13 protein-coding genes are annotated in these 21872 nt (G+C 42.0%); 3 read left to right on the top strand and 10 right to left on the bottom strand.

Annotation, left to right across the window (positions count from 1 at the left end; all coding sequences use genetic code 11):
• The first annotated feature begins 17 nt into the window (after positions 1-17).
• The 3 genes from BUC20_RS22215 to BUC20_RS22225 all read left to right on the top strand — a co-directional run bounded on the left by BUC20_RS22215 (position 18) and on the right by BUC20_RS22225 (position 4558).
• Positions 18-347, top strand: coding sequence for a DUF3276 family protein (locus BUC20_RS22215; protein WP_069377834.1), 330 nt, complete (start codon positions 18-20; stop codon positions 345-347).
• A gap of 512 nt (positions 348-859) precedes the next feature.
• Positions 860-3259, top strand: coding sequence for a TonB-dependent receptor (locus tag BUC20_RS22220; RefSeq protein WP_073233233.1), 2400 nt, complete (start codon positions 860-862; stop codon positions 3257-3259).
• Positions 3260-3310: 51 nt separating this feature from the next.
• A complete protein-coding gene (locus BUC20_RS22225; RefSeq protein ID WP_073233234.1) occupies positions 3311-4558 on the top strand; it encodes a DUF4374 domain-containing protein in 1248 nt (415 codons plus the stop codon).
• Positions 4559-4671: 113 nt separating this feature from the next.
• Here BUC20_RS22225 and BUC20_RS22230 read toward each other — a convergent pair whose 3' ends face one another.
• From BUC20_RS22230 to BUC20_RS22275, 10 genes are all read right to left on the bottom strand, one after another.
• Positions 4672-5799, bottom strand: coding sequence for a TlpA disulfide reductase family protein (locus BUC20_RS22230; protein WP_084529154.1), 1128 nt, complete (start codon positions 5797-5799; stop codon positions 4672-4674).
• Positions 5800-5824: 25 nt separating this feature from the next.
• Positions 5825-7009, bottom strand: coding sequence for a thioredoxin family protein (locus tag BUC20_RS22235; protein WP_073233236.1), 1185 nt, complete (start codon positions 7007-7009; stop codon positions 5825-5827).
• A gap of 213 nt (positions 7010-7222) precedes the next feature.
• Positions 7223-8668, bottom strand: coding sequence for a RagB/SusD family nutrient uptake outer membrane protein (locus BUC20_RS22240; protein ID WP_073233237.1), 1446 nt, complete (start codon positions 8666-8668; stop codon positions 7223-7225).
• 102 nt (positions 8669-8770) lie between these two features.
• Positions 8771-12397, bottom strand: a complete 3627-nt coding sequence (locus tag BUC20_RS22245; protein WP_084529156.1) for a SusC/RagA family TonB-linked outer membrane protein — start codon at positions 12395-12397, stop codon at positions 8771-8773.
• Between the two features lie 242 nt (positions 12398-12639).
• Positions 12640-13803 carry a FecR family protein gene (locus BUC20_RS22250; RefSeq protein WP_073233239.1) on the bottom strand — a complete coding sequence of 388 codons (1164 nt, stop codon included), beginning with the start codon at positions 13801-13803 and terminating at the stop codon, positions 12640-12642.
• Positions 13804-13894: 91 nt separating this feature from the next.
• Complete coding sequence (locus BUC20_RS22255; RefSeq protein ID WP_073233986.1) at positions 13895-14473, bottom strand: RNA polymerase sigma factor; 579 nt, start codon at positions 14471-14473, stop codon at positions 13895-13897.
• Positions 14474-14582: 109 nt separating this feature from the next.
• On the bottom strand, positions 14583-15710 hold the full coding sequence (locus BUC20_RS22260) for a TlpA disulfide reductase family protein (protein ID WP_073233240.1): 1128 nt from the start codon (positions 15708-15710) through the stop codon (positions 14583-14585).
• 42 nt (positions 15711-15752) lie between these two features.
• Positions 15753-16682 (bottom strand): hypothetical protein, encoded by a 930-nt coding sequence (locus BUC20_RS22265; RefSeq protein ID WP_073233241.1) that lies wholly within the window; start codon positions 16680-16682, stop codon positions 15753-15755.
• A gap of 21 nt (positions 16683-16703) precedes the next feature.
• The gene (locus BUC20_RS22270) at positions 16704-18161 is read right to left on the bottom strand and encodes a RagB/SusD family nutrient uptake outer membrane protein (RefSeq protein WP_084529158.1); all 1458 of its coding nucleotides are present in this window, start codon (positions 18159-18161) and stop codon (positions 16704-16706) included.
• A gap of 11 nt (positions 18162-18172) precedes the next feature.
• Positions 18173-21682: a SusC/RagA family TonB-linked outer membrane protein gene (locus BUC20_RS22275; protein WP_159441146.1), complete on the bottom strand. Its 3510-nt coding sequence runs from the start codon at positions 21680-21682 to the stop codon at positions 18173-18175.
• Positions 21683-21872: the final 190 nt, after the last annotated feature.

Genomic DNA, 21872 nt, shown 5'->3' on the forward strand with positions numbered 1-21872 from the left:
CAAGATCAATACCAACCATGGGAGAATTTGACAACAAAGAGAGAGAAGAGGTTTTTTCGAAGAAAGTAAGGGCCGGTAAAAGAACGTACTTTTTCGACGTAAAAGCAACAAGATCAGGAGACTACTACCTTACTTTAACTGAAAGTAAAAAAAGACTGGAAGACGGTGTGTTTGTAAAACATAAGATCTTTTTATATAAAGAAGACTTTGAGAAGTTTGCTGAAGGATTAAATGAGACTGTTGACTATATTAAAAGCCACCAGGATGTTGTAGAAAAACGCTATGAATATTCTGAGAACCACGAAGGCGCAGGAAACAAGAACCATAATGATGATTTTTCTTTCTAACATATAAAGAAAATTAGAAGCCCCTCATCACAGGGGCTTTTTTGTGTCTTTTATTTTTACTACCCGTTTCAAATATCGTTGTAATGAAAAGGAAGACCTTCCTTTTCATATCTGCCCAGTCCCATAAGTTCTTGCGCGGCGGGCAAACACAGCCTCCTCGTAAACACAGCCTACCCCCTCGTAAATACAGATCAGGCTGCAAATACAAATCCCTTCATAAACACAGATCCTCCATCAATACGGGCAGCTTTCCAACCAGGAGCTGAAGAATAAGTTACCCTATTTATAATAATTCTAAATAAATTACAGATTTAAGGATATACTTCTTAGATTAGCCTAGTTTTTAATCAATCTAAATAACTTGTCATATGAAATAACGATTACAGCAACCTCTCTATCTATTATTCTTTAAAAGAATAAGGGATAAATATATTCATGAAAAAGCCGTACAGCAGCAACTGTACGGCAGATACCTTTAAAAAAAGGAAACTTCTAACGTCAATTAAAAGTACATGCAAATTAAGAAATTTTTGCTTACAGGGATATTTTTTGCCCTGAATTTATTAGGTGCGTACGCACAATCCGGAAATTCCACGATTACCGGAAAAGTCAAAGATGAGTCCGGCAGACCGATTCCCGGCGCGATCATAAAAATAACAGGCACTAACACTGCTGTTGCAGCAGATGAAAACGGCCTTTTCAAATTTGAGCGGATCAGCTCCGGAAAGGTAACGGTTACCGCTTCCGCCATCGGGATGAAACTTCAGCAAAAAAGTGTTTCAATTAGCCCGGAGAAACCTGCAGAACTCCAGTTCATACTCCTTCCCAGCGTTCAGCAATTGGAATCCGTTGCCATAAACGGACGGACAGTAACCCAGGAAGTGAACCGGCAGGCCTATAATGTCACAGCAATTGATGCCAAAAAACTACACAACACCTCTCTTGATATCGGACAGGCATTAGACAGGGTATCAGGAATAAGGGTAAAAGAAACAGGAGGTCTGGGTTCCAATATGAATATTTCGCTCAATGGTTTTACAGGCAACCAGGTTAAATTTTTTATTGATGGATTGCCTATGGACAATTTTGGCTCCTCCTTTCAATTGAACAACATCCCTATAAATTTCGCAGAAAGGATAGAAGTATATAAAGGTGTGGTCCCGGTATGGCTTGGGGGTGATGCTTTAGGAGGAGCAGTGAACATCATTACAAAAAGCACTCCACAGACCTATTTAGATGCGTCCTATTCCTTTGGTTCTTTTAATACACATAAGACCAATGTAAATGCAGGATACACTGCAAGGTCTGGTTTTACCGCACAATTGAATGCCTTTCAAAATTACTCTGATAACAATTATTGGGTAAATGTGGATGTAGCTGATTTTGAATCGGGAGTTTATACACCCATGCGGGTAAGAAGATTTCATGACAACTATCACAATGAAACGGCTATACTTAATCTGGGCGTAATGAATAAAAAATATGCTGATCAGCTATTAGTGGGCATTACCCTCGGACAGAATAAAGCAGATATCCAGACAGGTAACAGAATGGAAGATGTATACGGGGCCCGGTTAAGAAAAGGAAATATCATTCAGCCCACATTCAAATACATCAAAAAAGATTTATTCACCAAAGGACTTGATGTGCAGCTTACAGGAAGGTACAATTTGGGGGAAGAACGCTCTATTGACACCGCATTCCGCCGATACAACTGGCTCGGAGAAAGCAGTCCTAAGGACAAAAATCCTGAAGCTAAAGGAGGAGAATCCGGCGAACGGAGAGATTATCGCTATAAAAATAACAATGGCGTGTTTTCGGGAAATATCTCCTATGTGATTAATGAGCATCATTCCATCAATTTCAATCACATTACCACGACTTTTAACCGCAAAGGTTTTAATGCATTGGATCCAGGCAACCTGGCCGATCAGCAGCCCCAAAAAACAACCAAACATGTTACGGGTTTAGGATACCGTTTTGACTACAATCAAAAATGGAGCAGCACCATCTTTGCAAAAAACTATGCTCAGCAAAGTCAGGCCAGCAAACTGATGGATGGAGTTTATTCCAAAGGCGAAAGAAGCATATCTGAATTTGGTTATGGCTTCGCAACCACTTACCACTTGCTTTCCAACCTTCAATTAAAGGCTTCCTATGAGAAAGCGAGAAGATTGCCTGAAAACAATGAACTCTTTGGTGATATTGATCTTCTGTCTCCAAATTTAGACCTGTTACCGGAAAGCAGTAATAACCTCAACATTGGGGCACGTTACCATTTCAGTCTGAACAAAAACCATCAGTTTAGTATCGATGCCAGCTACGTTCACAGAGACGCTTCAGATTTTATAAGATGGGTTCTTCAGCCGGTTAGTTTTGACGGAAAACAGAATCAGAAAGCTGATAATGTAAGAGATGTTAAAAACAGCAGTATCGAGGGAGAAATCAATTACTCTTATAAAAACCTGTTTAATGCGGGCTTTAACATTACTTATCAGAACCTGAGAAACAACACCCGGTATGAACCCGGAAAGACAGAGCCCAGTCCGACGTTCGGAGACCGGATTCCTAATATGCCTTATATATTCGGAAATGCAAATGCCTCTGTAGTAATCCCCAACATTGGTAAGGATAAGAATTCATTAACGATAGGATACAATATGCTTTTTGTCGGAAAGTTCTATCTGCGCTGGCCAAGTAACGGAAGCCAGAGCACAAAAGCTGAAATCCCTCATCAGATATCCCACAATGCCAATATGGTCTATACGATGGCCAAAGGTAAATACAACCTTTCTCTGGAGTGTTTTAACCTTGCTGATAAGGTACTGTACGACAACTATAGCTTACAAAGACCCAGCAGGTCCTTTGCCTTAAAAGTAAGGTACTTCTTCAGCAAAGACCTTCTTAAATAACCCGCTTTTAAACCACAATTTTTAATCAAATCAATAATAATTTTTAATCATATGAGAACAACAGTATCCTACTTTTTAACGTCTGTATTGACCGCAGGCGTTCTTTTAACAAGTTCATGCAGTAAAAAAGAGAGCCCGCAAATAGATACCGGCACTTCCAATACAGGAAAATCAAAATTCGTCTTTGTTGTTTATACAGATGGTTCAGGTGGTGAGGCCAGCAGATATATCGTCTCTACGGAGGATGTAAAATCGGGTACCATCTCCACAACAGGAAACGGAGTAGAAACTGATGCCTATTCGTTTATCAAACAAAACAATAAACTTTTTGGGATTGTATATGCGGCTCAAGGTCCTACTACTCCTTTTAAACTAAATGAAAAAGGAGAACTGGTACGTGCCGGTGCATCGGTAAACACAGAAATGACCGGAATCTATGGAACGGTGAACAACAACGAATATGTTGGAGGCTCTGTCGCCAGAAGCTTAGCCAGCCCAATAGGCACATTGTACCGCTTTGATGCCGAGAATTTAAGAATAGCAGGAAGAAATACCGTGGATCTTTTCAAAATTACCGGAACAGATGAAATGGCTGTATGGTCTGGTATTACACAGGTGGACAACAAATTATTTGCGCCGGTATATTTTTCACCAGGTGTTTCAGGAAAGACAACCAAATATGTTGACAGTACCTGGATTGCCGTGTTTGATTATCCATCCTTACAATATAAAAAACTGATTCGTGACGGAAGAACCGGTTTTATAGGGAACTGGTTTGGCATGCAGGGCGTAAAACAGATAGAAAATGGCGATGTGTATGCCTGGTCTACCGCTGGCGGATCCGGCACCTTGAAATCGACAAAACCTTCGGCCATTGTCCGCATTAAAAAAGGCACTGAGGAATTTGACCAATCTTATTTTTTCAATGTCGAAGCAGTTACAAAGACTAAAATCGCACGTGGAGAGTACATAAAAGATGGAAAATTCCTGATGACACTCTACGCTACGAATGAGGTTGGTGGTGTTAGCGGAGGCAGGGTGAAATTAGCCATCGTAGACGTGATTAACAAAACGGTTAATTATGTTACCGGTGTTCCTGAACATGAACAAATGAGCTACAATATGAAAACTTATGTGGAAGAGGATGGCAAAATCGTCTACTATGTACTTAAAGAGGATGCAGCCAATGGCGGTGAGCATTATTTATATGTAGTTGATGTCGCTACAAACACTGCGAAAAGAGGTATTAAATTCCAGGGAATCGCTGATGTGACTTCTATAACAAAGCTAAAGTATTAACAAAAAAAATTAGCCTGTCTGGTTATTTTATATTTAAGGTCCATAAAGCTTTTGTTTTATGGACCTTAAATTTAGCATACGCCGGCATGCTCATTTTTCGGAAATCAGCACATTTATTTCAACAGCTCCTCGAGCTTCTCATGAAGGCCTTTTCCTCTCAGGTCCTTTGCCACAATAATTCCTTTATCGTCTACCAATACCGAATGCGGAATCCCACGGATGGCATACAGTTTCACCATCGGACTTTCCCAGAACTTCAGGTCTGAAATCTGATACCAGTTTAAATGATCGTCTGCAATTGCTTTTTTCCATGCTGCAGCACCCTCTGCTTTATCAAGAGACACACCCAGTACATTCAATCCTTTCTCATGATACTTCGCATAAGCAGCAACCAGATTCGGATTTTCCTGACGGCAAGGTCCGCACCAGGAGGCCCAGAAATCTATTAAAGTATATTTTCCTTTTTTTACCACATCATTTAAAGAAAGCCTGGTACCCTCCGGGGTTAACGCGCTAAAATCAGGTGCTTTGATGCCTATCGCTACCCTCGATAAATCCTCCAGACGTTCTTTTACTTTAATGCCATAAGTACTGGACTTTACCTCTTTTGAAAGTGACTGGTATACAGGCTGAGTAACTGAAGGTTCAATATCCCCGTTAAAAATCAGGTAAGGCGTATAATAAGAAGCCGGGTTCTGAAGAATAAAGTCTTTGGCCAGTACGGCCTGCTCTTCTTCCAATTGGTCGAATTGTGCACTGATCGTTTTGACCAGTTCTTCATTCTTAGCAGTACGTGCCTCCTTGTAGGCTTGATTCAATGCTCTGGTTTTCGCTGTAACAGGTGCCATTATTGCATTAAATTTCAGGTAATCATCATGCGATGCGGAACCGGACAAACTGACCTTAGACAGGTCCTCAGCATTTCCTTTCAACACCATCGATGAATTGTCCAGAAAGGCATTGTACCTGATCCTTTTGTTTTCAACCCTCAGGCTATAGAAATCTGCGCCGTTTTTTACTGTTCCTTTCAGCTCAAACTGATTGTTTTTTACCGTCTGGAAAATGGTATCGATCTGGCCCTGGCCGGCACCATGAATCAGCATCACCTTATCTCCGTCTTTTAAGCCACTCAACTCCCCTTTTAGAGAAAAGCCTGTTGTATTTTGTGCATTTGCTCCTGCAATACCAAGCAATGACGCCATGGTCAATGAAAGTATGGAGCGGTTTAGTGTCGTTCTCATTTGTATCTGTTTATCTTTTATCTGCTTATAACAATTCAATTTTATCAATTAACTCCTGGGCAAGTTTCTGGATTTTAGAAGTTTCTGCATCCGCCAGCTGTCTGGATTTTTTTGCCGCGATAAGTGCTTCTTCTTTCTTTTTCAGCGACAGGCATACTTTAGCAAAGGTGCTCTGGATCGAATATTCTTCAGGTTCCAGTGCTACAGCATGTTTGGCCATCAGATAAGCTTGCTGCAATATTGCAGGATTGGAAGCCCCTTTATAATCGGCTCTTCTGGCCAGGAAACTCAGCTTCTCGGCATCTGCCTTTAACACTCCTTTCAGTGCTTCATCCGTCACCCTTTTGTAATCGGCAGTTCTATCCTGTTCCAGGTAAAAATCAGCTTCCAGCATCGCTCCCTGTTTCCTGCGGTCTGCTTTATCTGAGCCATTAAAAAAGGCCAGCTTTTTCATAAATGCAGTTTCATCTTTAGCGTAAATATATCCATACATGCTACTGCTGACTAAGCGGTCTGTCAGTTGTTCTCTTTCCTCCGCGCTGCTCCATGCCCCATACTTTGATTCGTTTGCCATAAAGTAAGCCCCTAACCGGTCGTTTTCTGTTCTGGCCAGGGCTTTTACCGCTTTCCATCCCAATGCAGAATTGAGTTCCTGCTCTGTAATTCCGGTAACAATATCCTTTCCTATTTTTTCGGCAGCTCCGCGGTCAGACTTCTGTAATGCCAGATAATAATCCAGAATAAAAGGAATGTCTCTTTGTCCGGACTCATACTTTTTTTTCAGAAAAGAAAGGTTTCTTTTCGGATCGGCCGCCATCTTTCCTTCTTCCAAAAATTCAGCAACAGACATTTTGGAAGCTGTTCTGTGCACGACCTCTCCTTTATCATTGACAAACAGGAAAGTCGGAAAAGATTGTACATTATATTTCTTGCGGAGTTCAATCCCCTCCCCTTTTTCCATATCAATCTTCGCATTGATAAAATGTTCGTTAAAGAATGCAGCCACCGAAGGTGCTACAAAAACATTTTTATCCATCCATTTACAGGGCGCACACCAGGAAGTATAACAATCAATAAAGATCAGCTTATTTTGAGTGGCCGCTTTTTCGGTGGTTTCTTTCCAGTTTGAAGTCTGGTTAAATTTAATTCCTTCCTGTGCTTTTAAACTTCCGCTAATCAGCAGAAACAGGAACATGAGTAAGTTTTTCATTAGTATATAATTTGAATTTTATCTGTTATGATTGATCATGCGCCTATTATTCATTGATATTTATTGTTTTCAATGGGATTCATGAGCTCGCAAGCGAGGTTCATTGCTTTTTGCAAGCGGTATGCTTATGATCAATCATTGACCTGTTTTTTTATTTATGAAATTCCATCGAACTCCCGCCGATCAGCAGAGGAGAGGCCGGTATTAAATGCCTTAGCGGTCATATACCGGTATCGAAGGATTAAACTCCAGAACTTTTGGTGGCAGTGGCAGGATATATCGCTTATCATTGGCTGGCAAAGTATACGTCTCAGCCCCATTCTTATGGACCACGGTTTTTGCAAAACGGGGATCTTTATTCAATCGTTTCAAATCGATCAGACGCGCATTTCCCTGAAAAGCATTTTCCCTTCTTCTTTCTTCCAGCGCCATCAGCAATACCTGCTCACTGTTAGCAGCCACCAATGGCTGATTACCTTCAATACGCATGTTCCTCAGCTTATCCAGGTGCTGCAAAGCAATGTCCTTATTTCCAACCCTTGCTTCACATTCTGCTGCGATCAGGTAAAGTTCCGGCGTACTGAAACCCAGGTTAAACTCTACATAGGGCGCCCACAATCTTCTGTTCGGGAAATAAACCGGCTTGGAACCAAAGTTAGCTTCTCCATTACAAAAGAAAAGATTCAATCTTTTGTCCTTCGCGTTTACAGGCAGGTCTTTCTGATAAACATTTAAAAGATCAGCACTGATATACAATTCTGTAAACACATGACCACCACTACCGGAACCGATACGGGTCCAGATACTTTCTCCATTTTTATCGGCAGCAGGAAATAATACCTTTGAATCGGCAATCGTGCATACCCTTCCATAGGTTCCTGCCTTATTCGTGTATAGTTTGTAATCAATCAGGCTGCTGTTTAATTTCAATGCCTCATTTACATTTTGTAACGCTTCATTATACTTTCCCATGTACAGGTACATCCTGCTCAAAAAAGCATAACCTACACTTTTAGTCGGGTGGAAATTATTAGGCGCTTTCACAGATAAATATGGCAGAGCTTCATCAAGATCCTTTTGGATCTGAGCGTATACCTCCGCAACCGTATTTCTTTTGTACTTGACATTGACGTCTTCAGTCAGTACTAAAGGCACTCCCAGATCAGTTGCTGCAGTAGCAGCATCATAATGCGCAGCATAAGCATTTACTATAGTCAGGTATTCAAATGCCCTTCCGATTTGTGCTTCTGCTTTCAGCTGCATCCGGTCGGCCATCGGCCTGTCTTTTACTTTTTCAATATTATTGATCACCGTATTATAAACAAAAATATGCTCATAAGCCCCCTCATAAAACCCGTCTTCTTTCCCCGGCTCGAAAACCGCACCAGGTTTAAACTCATATAAATTCCGCTTAAAAAGCGCATAAGAAGGATAATCAGCAGAATTGTTTACATCCTTTATTTCTCCGCTTTGCGCATCATCAGTCAGGTAAGTAGGATAAGCAGCCGTTGTTCCGTACAATGCGGAATTGTTTAATAATTTTTCATAGTCTTCATAAAATTCTGGTATCGTATAGCCTTTTGGTTTTACATCCAGGTAATCTTTACAGCCCGATATTATCAGGATGCTGAGGGATAAAATGGTGAATATCTTTTTCATCAGAATATATTTGTTTTTTATTGGTTATGAAGCGATCATGATCTTGTTAGTCATTACGTTGTGTGATCTGTAAGATCATGATGGTTTCATATTGTTGTTGAATTAAAAATTAGCAGACAGCCCGAAGGTATAGGTTGGAGGCAGCAGGTTTCCTCTTGAAGGAGGAGGGAAATCTTTGGAAGTAGAAGAAGAAACGTTGGCTCCCATCCACATTTCCGGATCCAGATTTTGCCTGTTTGCTGACCAGCGCCATGCATTTTGAACCTGGAAACTCAACCTTAAGCGTTGAACATGATTTTTCTTTAAAAAGTCATTGGCCAGATTATAGCTTAAAGTAATGTCACGAAGTTTGATGTAGTCTGCCTTTTGAATGCCATGATTTCCTGCTTCCCAGATATTGGTAATCGAGCTGCTTGCTGCAGTTTTAAATGCAGGAGCGACTCCCGGAATCAGCTCATCTCCAGGTTTTCTCCAATAATTCAATGCATTTCTATCCATGTTACTGGTATAGTTCAGTTCTGCATATTTGGTTAAATAAGGGGAAAGTACGTCTCTCATCACATGACCTCCATAATAGATAAACATAAAGAACAGGTCAAAATTCTTATAACTGATGTTATTGGCCAGGGAGACCGCATATGGAGGAGTTGAAGTTCCTTCATAAACCAGGTCTGACACCGATAGGTCATCTGTACTCTTCACTTCTTTTCCTTCTTTCGTTAATGCGATCGGATTTCCCTTTTCATCCAGTCCTTTATACCTGATGCTATATATGGCATTCATCGGTTTCCCTACCCTGTTTTGCGCTCTTTCGGTATAATTATAAATACTGTTGCTCGAATTTTCCAGCTTAGTCAATACATTGTTATTATAATTGAAGTTCAGTGTGGTATTCCATTTGAAATCACTGGTTTGCATGTTCGTGCTGTTCAGAGAAACATCAATCCCTCGATTCCTCATGCTTCCATAATTCAGCAATACGGAACTCCATCCAATTGTAGGGTCAGTATTCTGCATTCCCAAAAGATCGCTGGTAGATTTGTTGTAAAACTCTACTGATCCGGAGAAACGGCTTTTGAACAGGCTGAAATCCAATGCAATGTTTGTTACCCTTGTTTTCTCCCATCGAAGCTGGGCATTTGGCGGACTATCTATTTCAGACTGGAACTCAGAGGTATACCCGTTTGGTTGTCCGTCTTTCGTAATCAGATAGGGGCCATTTAACTTGGAAACATTCCCGTTGATGCCATAAGTGGTACGAACAGTAAGGCGATCCAGCCAATCGTTCTGGTTTTCAGAGATGACATACATTAAACCCGCAGACCATAAAGGTTTATATTGGTACTTAGGATCCGTACCGAACAAGTTCGACTGGTCCATCCGGATGCTGGCAGTGGCAGTAAGCTTATTGTCGTACGTATAAGAACCATTACCATAAAAAGAGACAAACCTGTTATCCGTGTAGGCAAAGCCTTTCTCCAGCCTGTCAAAGTGGAACCTGCCAAATACCGCTTCAGTACCAATGGTATCTCTTGCCAGCAAGGCTTCATTGATTGGCTTGTAAACCAGGCTATAATCATCATAGCCATATTTGTACATATTGGTACCGGAGGTTAATATTTTACGCTGCTCTGCACCCGCAATGATGTCTACACGATGTTTTTCAGCAAATAATCTGCTGAAATTCAGCTGTGCCCTTAATGTATGGGAATTTTTATCATTCCTGATTTCATTCACCTGGCCACCCAGGGGAATCAGATTACTGATGAGTCCTTTAGGTGAGATGATCGTCGCATCATTGATCTGTGTTTTTACGTTGTATGCATCCTTTGTATAATACTTCTTTTCATATTCTTCTGTTCTTTCCTTCTGATAAAGGAGGCTTAGTGATAGTCCATTAATAATTTTGATGTTCGCCCCGACATTGATATTCAGATAATTATTATCATAAGTATAATGTTTGGTGTTCATCTCATTTACAGGAGCAAAATTCTCGTTCTGCAAACGCAGGCCATTCAGGCGGTCAATTTCAAATTGTGATTTGGAATTCAGCCAGTTTACCGGGTTTCCCTGCTGATCTCTCAACATAAAATAAGAGGCTTTACCCTTATTCAGGATGTCCATCCCGATCACCCCGTTGTCATAATCTTCCTTTTTCTTACTTCCCAATACACCAATGTTCAGCTTTAACCATTTGTTTAGGTTTAGCGTATTATTGAGGTTAAAGCCCATTCTGTCGGTACTTTGTTCCCGCTCATAAGGGTTTGAACCAGTGTAGTTCCCACTAAAATTATAGGTATATACATCTGATCCACCGGTCAGGGAAAGGTTGTGTTGCTGATCGATCGCGGTCTTACGGATGAACTCTTTGATCACCTGATCGTAGCGGTCATTGTTGCGGTAAACATCCAGAGCGGTTTGTAATTCCGCCTCGGTAAGGTGTTCCTCTCTTCTTTCGTAATACAATTTGTAAACGTCATTCATTGCTTTACGCGGGTCTATTCCACTATAAGATCCTGAACGGTAATTGAACATTTCCCGTTGAAAATCTACCAGTTCCGCACTGCTCATTTTATTCGTATAATTACGATCGGGTAAAGGCGTAAACTTAAGCGTTCCGTTATAATTTACCCTAACCGGTCCTTTTTTTCCTTTGCGGGTATTGATTACAATTACTCCGTTTGCAGACCTTGCTCCATAGATAGAAGCAGCAGTCGCATCTTTTAAAATGGATATCGTTTCTATATCAGCAGGATTGATCGATTCCGGATCCCCTTCGAAAGGTGCGCCATCGAGTACATACAGCGGTTTGTTTTCTCCTTTGATGGTAGATACCCCACGGATCTGTACCTTTCGTTCCCCAGCCACTTTATAAGTGGTTAATCCCGCGGCCATCCCTTCGATCCGGTCCAGAATATTTCCCTGTAACTTACCACCAAGATCTTTGTCGGCATTAATCACATTGATGGATCCTGCGGCACGCTCTTTTGGAATATCCTGATACCCGGTAGATACAATTGCAATTTCTGATAATAAAGCGGGGTTAACCTCTAAACTGATCCGGATCGGGCTTTCTCCGTTTGCGGGTACTTCTTTTGATTTGTACCCGATGTAAGAAACCAGCAAAATTGCCTTTTCATCTACTGCATTGAGCTCAAAATCACCTTCCGTATTGGTGACCACCTTCTTTTTAGTGTCTTTCACCTGCACGGTAGCGCCAGGCAAAGGCATTCCCTTTTCGTCCAGTACCTTCCCTCTGACTTCAATAAATTTGAAATAATTGTTCATCAGGTTCAGCAAAGAGAGGTCCTTTTGCTTAATCACGACCGTATTTTCAATAATTTTAAAGCTGAGGTCCTGATCCTGAAAGCAAGCTGCTAAAGCCTGTTCCAGTTTTACATTTTCCAGGTTCAGGTTTACCTTTTTAGCGGATTTGATCAGGTCACTATTGTACAAAAAAGTGAATTTTGTCTGTTTCCTGATGGATAGTAAAACCTGCTGCAAACTGGCATTCTTTTCATGTAGTGTAACCCGCTGTCCAAAGGTACTGGCCGCAGCCTGCACCAGTGATATGGTGATCAATATTACGATCAGATTAATCCGCATAATAATTTGTCTTCTGGTTAAGGAATTTATAAAGGGGATAGCCCTGTAAATGGCCTTAAATGGTTTAAAATATGGCGCATGGCGTAGCCTGTCCATACCTGTGGTAGTATTAAATAAATACATACATTTGTAAGGTTGGGTTAAAGTATTATTCTGTTTCTATGCGTTTTTCATCCCGGTTACGATCGGGACAAATGGAAAAAATGGTTAACCCAACAGGGGTCCCGGGTACGACCAGGATCTTCAACCGGGTAAGTGCTTCAACACTTTCCCGGTTTTTTATGGATTAACATTTATAGGTTCCCTACTCCAGGACTGGTAAATTTCTCTTCATTTTTTTTAGTTTATGGTTTATGATTAGTTGATTAAAGCGATACCACAATTTTATTTCTGGTATTGGTTTGCTTTTCTATTTTAAATTTCACGTTCAGATACCGCAGCATATCCAGGAACGCAGCAGCATTCACTTTCCTGCTCACCTCTCCTGTAAATGATATTTCCGGAATATTGCCCTCATAGACCACGTCTACGTTATACCATCGGGAAGCCTGCCTCATGACAGTTTTTAAGTCGCTCTCGTTAAAACGGAAGAAACCGTTCTTCCAGCTCATCACTTCTTCTGTATCCACTTTAGCCACGGTCAATTTATCTTTTAGCAGGGCTTGTTCCCCCGGTTTAAGGAACACATGCGCTGTTGGATCTGCTTTTTTGGAGACCTTCACGCGGCCTTCCAGCAGGGTTGTTCTTCCGACAGGTTCATCTGCATAGGCATTCACATTAAAGTGAGTGCCCTGTACTTCAATCTGCTGTGTGGGTGTCATCACGATGAAAGGAACACGTTGTGTATTTTCTTTTCCTTCTTTAAGCTGTTTGGCAACTTCAAAATAGGCCTCTCCTTTTAATTCAACTTTTCGCTCATGGAGGTGGTCAAAAGTCAATGGAAACCTCAGTGAAGATCCTGCATTTAGCCATACTTTGGTCCCATCCGGCAAAACTACCTGGTATTCGCCTCCATCAGGAGTGCTGATGGTATTGTAAACATCAGGTTTACTTACACTTGAAAGGTGATAAATCAACTGGCCATCTTTTGATTTAGAGATCTCCACCCCCGACTGACTGGCAAGGGTTCCGCTCTTCGCATCTGATAAAGAAATCTGACTGCCATCATCTAAGGTCAGGATCGCATTGTTCCCTCCCGGGGCAATTGTCTTTGCAATCGCATGCTGTTCTGCAACATTATTTTCCGGAGATCCGGACACATAAAAGAATATAGCTGCAGAAAGACTCAGCAACAGTACTGCAGCCGCAGCGATCCTGGGCCACAAAGGAATGCTGCGGGCTGGTGCTCCCGGAAGTTTTAACCGCTCCCGGACCTCGTCAATATCCTGACTAAGCTCTTCCATGCTGAAACCATGATTTAAACCGGCTGTTCTGCTCAGATGCCAGCTTTCCAGTAAAGCACGCTCTTCTTCCGTACAATTACCGGCAAGATACCTGTCCAATAAATCTTTTGCATTTAGTTTTTCCATAGTACAGAAGAGGCTGCTTTGCCTTTATAAAAACAACAGACAGGCAGGTCGGGCGGAGGGGGTAAATAAAAATGATTTTTTTTATTTAAGATCAGTAATGGGAAATTAAGAACAGGAATACGATCAGTCCGAGTTTAATTCTCAGTATTTTTAAGGCATGCTGTACATGTTTCCTCACCGTCTGTTCGGAAAGGTCCAGCTGCGCTGCAATTTCCTTATGACTCAATTGCGATTTCCTGCTCAGCTCAAAAACTTCACGCATTTTAGGAGGTAAAGCTGAAACTTCTTTTTCGATCAGAGCGGCCAGTTGTTTTTCCCTGACCAGATGATCCGTTACACAGGTTCCCTCATCGATAAACTGCTGCAGCGAACTCAGGTAGGCAGATTCCACTTTTTGGTGGGAGATCACATTAAAAATGCGGTTGCGCACCGCAGTATAGAGATAGGCAGAAAGGTTTTCCGGGAAAGACAAGGTTTCACGTTTGGTCCACAGGCTGGCAAAAAGCTCATGAACAATGTCCTTTGCCTCTTCGCGATCCTGCATCCATTTATACGCATGAATGTGCAACAACCAGGTATACCTGTTATAAATTTCTGTATAAGCTTTTCTATCCCCGGACTTTAACAATCCGGCCAGTTCATTGTCCGATATTGTCTGATAATTAAGCATTTTGTCATCCCCCCGGGCGAATATAGTAATTATGACCTTATTCAAAAGAAGAACTCCCATACCCGAAAGCGGATATGGGAGTTTATAAATTGCCTGAACAGACCTGAGCCTACTTCATTAACTCTTCCAGTTTTTTATGCAATTCTTCTCCACGTAAATTTGCAGCAACAATTTTACCTGCCGGATCAATCAGGTAATTTTGTGGAATTCCTTTTACCCCATACATCTTTGAAGCCGCATTGTTCCATCCCTGCAAGTCACTTAGTTGTGTCCAGGTCAGGCCATCTGCTTTAATCGCATTTAACCAGTTGTCTTTCTTTCCAGGCTGATCCAGTGAAACCCCAAGGACGGTAAAGTTCTTCTCTTTATACTTGTTATAAGCCGCCACTACATTTGGGTTTTCCGCGCGGCATGGCCCACACCAGGAAGCCCAGAAATCCAGCAATACATACTTACCTCTGAACTCAGAAAGTTTAACCGGTTTATCATTCACATCATTCTGTGTGAAATCAGGAGCTGTTGCACCAATAGCCGTCGCTTTCGCAATCTCAATCTGTTTGGCGAAATCCAAACCAGCCTTACTTTCCTGCAGGCGTTTACTCAATGCATGGAATTTAGGTTCTACCTTAGCCACATCTATATCATACTCGGATGATTCCCTTAAGGCCAGCAGGCTAAAATAAGAATCAGGATGTGCTGCAATAAAGACTTCCTGAATTTTCAGTTTTTCATCGGCCGCAGGTTTATGTCTGCTTTGCAAGCTCTTTACAAACTCTTCTTTTTGCTTTTCTTCGTTACTTGCTGCTGCCCATTCGGCATTCAGCCCACTGATAATTTTCTCCGGCCCTGCAACAGCTTTTAAATACACTGCATGTTCTGCATTGATCGGAGATCCCGTAATCAAAGCATTTTTTACAGAATCTTTAGCCTTCACATTGATCTCTCCCTTATCAAGATAAAAGGATAAGACATCCGGATTCTTCGAAGGTACCGCTGCTCCCTGCTGGTCAAAAGTAATTTTAGCAGCCGTTGGTCCGGATACTTCTCCTTTAAAATTAAAAGCTCCGTTTTTCAGAATTGCCGAATCTTTTACCATCGAGCCATCCTTGCGGTAACTCAGGTAAGCCTTTGATTTGGCTCCGCTTTTGGCTATAGCTCCTTTTAAACTGAAAGCTGCATTTTGCGCATTCGCCAATACCGGAACAGCACATATTAGCGTAAAAACTAATTTTCTCATTGTTTGAATTGATTTGGTTGAATTTATTGATTATTATAATGATTAAAGCGATGCTTTGTAAGCATCAAATTTTGCTCTGTAAGTGTTTCCCATAGCCTGTATGTCCCAACCCTGGGAATGAAGATACCTGACAAACGCTTCATATTTTTTAGCCCTTGCCGGACTGTTATCGAGGTATTTCTTCTTAATGTTTTCTTTTGATTCCAATGCCAGTAACCTCATCCAGGAAGAGAAGTCGTTTTCAAAAGAAGTTGCTCCTGAAGACTCAATGAATCCTCCACTGGCTGCCAGCAGCGCATACGCCGCATCTCTCTTTTCTGCGTCCTTATCTTTATCGAACTCTTTCTTGATTTTATCAGCTGCAGCACCATTGTCATACGCTTTTCCGGCATCTGCAAATTCCTTTACCGGCTCTGGGATGCGCAAAGTGACCATGGAAGAAAGTTCAGCCCATATAAAAGTACTCAGGACCGAATCCTGATAATAATGGTTTTCAGGATTCAGTACAGGTAAAGCATCCTTCATTTTATTAGGCCAGCATACCACCAGCCTGCTCCTCCCTATTCTTTTGATGTCTTTTGCAAAGTATCCTTTTCCATAACTTTTCACAAAAAACAATTCTAAGGGAAAGTATGATTTTGAGAATTTCGGAGCAACGCCAGACATCAAAGTCTTCGTATAAAGAATGGCACTCTGTCTGTCCTCATCCGCAATTTTCTCCACGCCAAAACGATTGGTCGGGTCGCTATCCAAAATCGCATTGGTCACTTCCTTCCAATCCTTAAAATCCATTCTCATCCAGACATTATGGTTTTGATATAATTCCTTAACAGCAGGGTCTGCATCCGCAGGAGGCGAAAATGTCTCTTCAAATTTCAGGTCTTCTCTATTCGTTAAGGTCTCTCCTTTCTTACAGGACCATAACAAAACAGCCAGACTAAAGGCCAAAACGTATATTTTTTTTAAGTTCATCTCTTTTAAATTTAAGTCAGCTTATCTTTTATTTATTGGCATTTCCGGACTGTTGATCTGCTCCGATAAAGGGATTTGCAGGATGTAGCGGGGATCTTTCTCCTTTAAAGTATATACCTGCCCGTTCTTATATACATGCGTTAAAGCAGGTTTCCCTAATCTCCGCAAGTCAAACCACCTCAATCCGCCCTCAAAAGCAGTTTCCACCCGACGTTCTTCGTAAATGCGCTTCAGAAGGTCTTCCTGGCTTGCAAAATCGGCCAATGTCAATGGAACAAAAGCCCCCTTCTTAATGCGGTTCAGCAGGAGGTTATTCAAATCGGCAATGGCCAGTTCTTTACGCCCTAACCTTGCATAAGCCTCTGCCCGGGTCACATATGCTTCGCTCACTTTTAATCCGATATGATAACTACCGTTTTCCTGTTTGGCAAACATGTTATAAATGGTAGGTCCTGTCTGCACACCATCGGCAGTATTCAGGTCGGCAAATGAATCAAAAATGTATCTCCGATAGTCCGCTACCCCGTTACGCCTGCATAAATCCAATAGCTCAACAGCGGGTTTACAGGCATTCATGCCATGATAAAAAATATTATTATTGGCTCTCCCTGCCATGAAGAATAAGACTTCATTTTTATAATCAGAATCAATCATTCCGTAATTGCTGGTAAAGGCATAACTTTCCTGGTTCTCTTCATCAATATGGGCCTGAGTTTCATTCATATTAAACAGACCTTTGGTATTCATCACTATCGTTGATGCAGCAATGGCACCTTCATTATCCCCCGTAAAAAGCTTTACCCTGGCATTAAATAACTGCAGGGAGTTGTAATTGAAGCGGTACTTACCTTTCTCCGGTTTCCCCATTAACAAAAGCCCAGCCTGATCAATATCCTTCCTGATTTGCCCCCATACTTTTTCAATCGGCTCCCTCACATTGTTCTGGGTATGCTGATGAACATCCAATGCAGACAACGGCATCGGAACCCCTTGACCAGCAAGCGTTTCCGGAGCGTAAACATCAGCATAGAGGTTTACCAGATAAAAATAGCTGAAGGCCCTTAGTGCATAAGCTTCGCCCATGACCGTTTCAAAAAGGACTTTATCAGCGGAAGAAGGACTTCGTTTGGAAAACTCATCCAATACCGTATTGGCATAATAAACGGATCGGTACAATTGCCCCCAGTAAGGGTCATCTGCAACCCCATCCATCTGATGGCTGGCTGCCCAGACGTACCAGGGTTCATTAGCACGTTCCAGGCCGTTAATGGTTTGCAGGTTCACAAAAGCATTGTCCGTCATGAGTTCTGTTTTAAAGTAGAAATCCAGTTTTGGATAACCACCCAGTAATACAGATTCGTAGTCGGCAATGGTTACAGGCATCATGCTGTTTACCGGTTTGATGTCCAGCATTTTTTTACAGCCCGAAGACAACAGCACCAGCATCGCTATAAAATTCAAATAAAATATCTTTTTCATAATTGTGGTCTTTAGAATTGTACAGACAAGGAAACGGAATAAGAACGGGGTAATGGCAGGAAGGTATTTCCAAAGGAAACATTTGCATTCCTGGTGTCATTGTAACTCATCATGGAGCCTGTAGACTCAGGATCCTGTCCTTTTAATGCTTTATTTTTCCATACATGGAGGTTGTTTCCCTGTAACATAAAACGGATGTTCTGAATTCCCTTTGCCCGAAGCGCCGGGGTAAAAAGATCATAACTGAGGGACAGGTTTTGTAAACGGACAAAATCGCCTTTTACCGTTCTCAGGTCACTATTGTCATACATCTTTCCATTGTATGGACTTGTTCCCGTTACCGCGAGGTCCCATGGATCAGATTCCAGCTTTGGAACGTTGGTATGCAATTCATCTCCCGCTTGTCTCCAGCGCCCGGCCCATTCTTTAGACATGTTTTGTGTGGCATCAGGAAAACCGAATGCAAATCCCTGGGAAAGGTTACGCAAGCGGATTACATTTCCGAAGTTTCCAATGAACAGCGCAGAAAGCGTAAATTTCTTATAAGAAAAAGTATTGGTCAGACCACCTTGTATCACAGGCATCGTAGTCCCCGAATAAGTCAGTCCATCTATCTTATTCATTCCATACAAGACCTTTTCCCCTTCTTTTGTGGTATAAAAAGAAGCCCTTCCATCCGCATTCAATCCCGCGTACCGGTAAGACCAAAGTCCGTTAATCGGCTTCCCTACCATTGCCGAAGAAGCAAAATTACTACGTTGAGCATCCGTAAGGCTGTTTACCGTTGGCACTGAATAAACTTCCAATACTTTGTTCTCATTGTATCCCATATTCACATTCGTAGACCATCGGAAATCTTTTCCATCGATATTAATGGAATTTAAAGACAGCTCAAAGCCCTGGTTTTTCATAGAGGCCCAGTTGACCTGAATAGAGCTAAAACCAGAAACCTGTGATACCTGCTTTGTTCCTAAAAGGTCTTCCCCTTTCTTGTTATAATACTCAATGGTACCACTCAATCTGCGTTTCCACAACCCAAACTCCAGGGCCAGGTTGGTGGTATAGTTCATCTCCCATTTCAGGTTTGGATTTTTAGGCGCTGAGATCACCAGATAGCCTTCCTTATTGATCACATCCGTTGTACCTATCCTCGCCACCAAATCTGAATAAGCCTGAGAAGCCACATTACCCTGACTACCATAAGAGCCTTTCAAGGTGAGGTAAGTCAGCCAGTCTTTGTCCTTCAGAAAGTTCTCTTCTTTCATCTGGTAGTTTAATCCCAGTGCCCAAAGTGGTTGAAAGAGCTTGTTGGTCTTTATCCCAAACCGGTTTGATCCATCAGAACGGGCATTCAGACTCATCGTATACCGATTCTTGTAGGTATATCCTGCTACTCCAAAATAGGATACTGCTGCTGTTTCATTCAAACTCTCTGTCCAGTACGGAATTCCCATGGTTTCCATGAACTCAAACTGAGGAACCTGCTGATGCCCCCGGTTGTGCACATATCCATAGATATCGGTAGTCACCTCTTTATACTTAGATGTTCTGATCTCCTGGCCAGCCATCACATCAAACCGGTGATCGGTACCAATTACAGGCATATAGGAAAGCTGGTTCCTGAAAGTTAAAGAGTTGTTATTGTTGGACCTGTCCTGTCTGTAGCCTCCGTCAACCCATACCGGAACAGAGATATAATCCACAGTCTTGGTCATGTCTCTTTTCCTTGCACGAACAAAATAACTCTCCTCCGTCGCGATGTCCTCATCTACAGTATTTTGCTTTGAAAAAGAGAACAAACTGGTAAAGATCAGATCAGGTACCAATCTCCATTCCAGATCTACTGTTCCACGCATTCCGAAGTTCCTGGAGGTTCGCCAGCCCTGCTCTCTGTTTTCAAGGAAATTATACTTCAGGCTATTGTAATACATGTGGTTGTATCCACCATTTTCATCAAAGGCATTTTGGGCAGGTGTGGTGTATATCGCCCATTCATAGGGGTTCTCGCGGGAATCTGTGGCGAAGAAACTATTGTTTTCTCTGGCATTGACATCCAGCATTCCCCCGATACGGATATTATCCCTCAGTTTTGTGTACACCTTAACTGATCCGGTATAGGTTTTTTGTCCGACTTTTTTAGCGGTTGCCTGATCATCCATCATGCTTCCCGATAAGTAAAAAGTGGTCTGTTCGGTACCGCCGGAAAAATTCAGACTATGCTTATGGGTAAGTGAATTTCTGAATAAGTGTTTAAACCAGTCTGTATTTACAGTTTCCAGTTGTTTCACTTTATCCTGAAATTGAGACCAGCTCATCTTCCTGTCGTGAACATCTATAAAATAGCGTTCGAAGTCTGAAACCGTTCCATATTGTCCGGGTTTATTGGTACTGGTATTCAGGATACCTCTGGAAATCATTTCCAGATTCACATCGGTCCGTTCTTTTGAATTCATCATGTAAGCATCGTCAATCTGCGGGCGCATCCCCATGGAAAGGTGACTGGAATAGCTGATTCTGGTTTTGCCCGAAACTCCTTTTTTGGAAGTGATTACAATTACCCCATTTGCGGCCTTGGTCCCATATATCGCGGTTGCGGCTGCATCTTTTAACACATTAATAGATTCAATATCGTCCACATTGATGCCACCTATTCCTGAAGCAATGAGGTTCCTGTTGTTCATGATATCATCTACGGAAACGTTCATCGGATCATCCAGGATAATCCCATCTACCACCCAAAGCGGCTGCACATTCCCGCTGATGGTGGATGTTCCGCGAATCCTGATCTGGGGGATTGCTCCGGGTGCTCCTGATGTGCTCACGATGGTTAGTCCCGGGACCTGTCCTTGTAACAGTTTATCAATATTAGGCTGGTTAATGGTTTTCAGCACATTCATATCCACAGTGGTGATGGAAGAAGTCAGTCTGCGCCGTTCAATTTTCTGATAACCACTCACCACGACTTCCGAAAGGTCAGACAGGTCTGCCTCAAGTTTAATCAGCATGCTGTTTCTACCTTTAACAGGTTCTTCCTTGCTGATATAACCCACACAGGAAAAGATCAGCACTGCCTCTCCGTTTGGTACGGTGATGGCAAATCCACCTGACTGATCTGTGGCAACCCCCAGCTTGCTGTCTTTAAGACGAACGCTGATTCCGGGCAGAGGAATTCCGTTTTCATCGGTAACTTTTCCTTTAACCTCTATGGATAGTGGTTTTCGAACCTGGGGCCTCCTTTGTATGACCACGGTATTTTGCTGGATGACATAAGTAAGGGGCTGATCTTCAAAGCAGACCTCCAATGCTTCGGTTAAGGAAACATTTTTCAGGGTCACATTCACTCTTTTTGCGCCTTCCAGCGTCTGTGCAGTATATACAAAGTTATAGCCACTTTGTATCCGTAATTCTTTAAGAATTTTATCCAGAGAAGCATTTTGCTCAGAGATGGTTATGTTCTGTGCAACACTTTTTGCGGAGATCTGGAAGAAAATGGTCGTCATTAGAAGAATGGTTAACTTCATGATTCGCAGTATTTTATTTTGGGCATAAGCGGGCCGCTTAGACCTCAGGAGATCGTAAATATTCATTACATTTGGGTGGTTTGGTTTGTTGATTGATTGTCTTCTGCAAAATTTCGGGTAAACCAGGCCAGTGTCAGACCACGATGGCAGTCGGGTCTGGCATGTTTATTTGAACCATTAAGCTTACCTT

It is taken from the genome of Pedobacter caeni (genome assembly GCF_900129215.1).
In the GTDB taxonomy this organism is placed as follows: Bacteria; Bacteroidota; Bacteroidia; order Sphingobacteriales; family Sphingobacteriaceae; genus Pedobacter; species Pedobacter caeni.